The sequence below is a fragment of the Campylobacter sp. CNRCH_2007_0968H genome, assembly GCF_025773245.1.
Taxonomy (GTDB): domain Bacteria; phylum Campylobacterota; class Campylobacteria; order Campylobacterales; family Campylobacteraceae; genus Campylobacter_D; species Campylobacter_D lari_D.
In genome coordinates, this window is the sequence record NZ_JAKMTQ010000034.1 from 1 (window position 1) to 1,930 (window position 1,930).

Genomic DNA, 1,930 nt, shown 5'->3' on the forward strand with positions numbered 1-1,930 from the left:
TAAGAGTTTTTACTCAAAACTTTCCTATCAATCTTCCCATTTGCATTTAAAGTAAATTGTTCTATTTTAACAAATTTTTTAGGTATCATGTAAACAGGGAGTTTGTCTTTTAAAAAGTTTTTAAAATCTAACTCTTCCTTACTTTCATAAAAGCAAATAATTTCTTCTTTAAAAATACAAGCGCAATTTCTTACATTCTCATGAGAATTTATAATACTTTCTATCTCTCCAAGTTCTATGCGATGACCCATATATTTGATTTGATGATCTATTCTTCCATAGCATAAAAGTTCGCCAAATTCATTATAAGCTACCACATCACCTGTTTTATAAAGCAAGTCTAGGTAATTATCATGCAAAGGATTTTGCACAAAAGCTTGCTTTGTTTTTTCTTTATCGTTGTAATAGCCTAAGGAAAGACAAGTTCCTCTTACATAAAGCTCACCTTTAATTCCCACTTGACTTGGAGTAATTAAATTTAAATTCTCATCAAAGACTAAAAGTTGGGTATTTTTACATGCTTTTCCTATAGGCAAAAGCTCATCATCGCTAAATTGTCTATCAATTATATAAAAAGAGCATACATCGGTAATTTCAGTAGGTCCATAAAGATTAGCAAATAAAGTATTAGGAAGGTATTTACGCCAAATGTTGAGTTGTTTATTTGGCATGATTTCACCACAAAAAAGAATTTTGTTTAAATTTTTTAATTTGGTGCTATCTACCGCATTGGTATTAGCAAAATAAATTAGCACTGAAGGTACCCAAAAAATTGTTGTTATTTTTTCTTGTTCTAGATACTCTAAAATTTTATTTGGAAAAGCAAAAAGATGATTAGGCAGTATATGAAGCGTAGCTCCCATTTTAACAGAGCTAAATATATCTAATATGCTATTATCAAAGTAAAATGGCGCTTGATTAGCAAGTATATCTTCATGGCTTAGCTTAAAAGTTTCACATACCCAAAAAGTATAATCAATCACACTTTTATGGCTTATGCTTACTCCTTTTGGAGTTCCTGTGCTTCCGCTTGTAAAAAAGACATAAAGTAAATTAGTATCTATGTGATCGTTTAAAGCTTTTTCTAAAGCATTTTCATTTATAACAAAGCTTTCAAAATCTTCTGTGAAAATGGTATCAAGATTAAAATCTAAATTTAATTTTTTAGAAGTAATTAAAAGCTTTGGTTTCAAAACTTCTATAACTTTTTCTACACGCTCTTTGGGACTTTTTTCATCTAAAAGTGTATAAAAATTTCCACTTTTTGCTACACCAAAAAAAGAAAGCAAACAATCAATTCCTTTAGGAAGTATGATTAATATAGGATCTTGTGTATTTTTAGTAGGAAGTTTAGAAAGAATTTTACTTGCTATTTTTTTACTTAAATCATCAAATTCTTTATAGCTTATACTTCTACCATTAAACTCAACAAAAGCATTTTTACTTCCAAATTTAGCAACACTCTCTTGTAAAAAATCATTGATATGAGTTGTCATTTTATTCCTTTAGCAAACAATAAGGGTTATCCTTTAAAGCTTTTAATGTTTTTTCTAAATAGTTTTTCATGTTGATATTTATTATATGAGCATTGGAAAAATTTAAAATATTAAAATTATCATCATTTTTTAAAATAGCTATTTGTTTATCAACATCTAAATCTGAATTTTCATCCAATTTTCTAACATAGTATTTAATATTTTTTTGGAGTATTTTACCATCTTCATCAATAATTTTTCCACTAAAATTTTTAAAATATCTATATGGAACATGAGCTTTTTCTTCTATGAAATGACTAAAAGTGTACCCAGCTATTTTAGAGCCAAATAAAACTAATTTTCCATTTTCTTTGGCTAAAATTTCATACACACAATTTTCTCCAAAACAACTTGTAGTGTCCTTTAAAAACAATTCTTCTTTAGCTCCTTTAATG

At 27.5% G+C, this 1,930-nt stretch carries 2 protein-coding genes; both read right to left on the minus strand.

Annotated elements, in window-relative coordinates; all coding sequences use genetic code 11:
- Positions 1-1,496: amino acid adenylation domain-containing protein (locus tag L8Y18_RS08465; protein ID WP_263676655.1), on the minus strand; the 1,496-nt coding region annotated here is incomplete at its 3' end.
- A gap of 1 nt (position 1,497) precedes the next feature.
- Positions 1,498-1,930, minus strand: a 433-nt coding sequence (locus L8Y18_RS08470; RefSeq protein WP_263676656.1) for an AAC(3) family N-acetyltransferase, incomplete at its 5' end; no start/stop codon positions are given.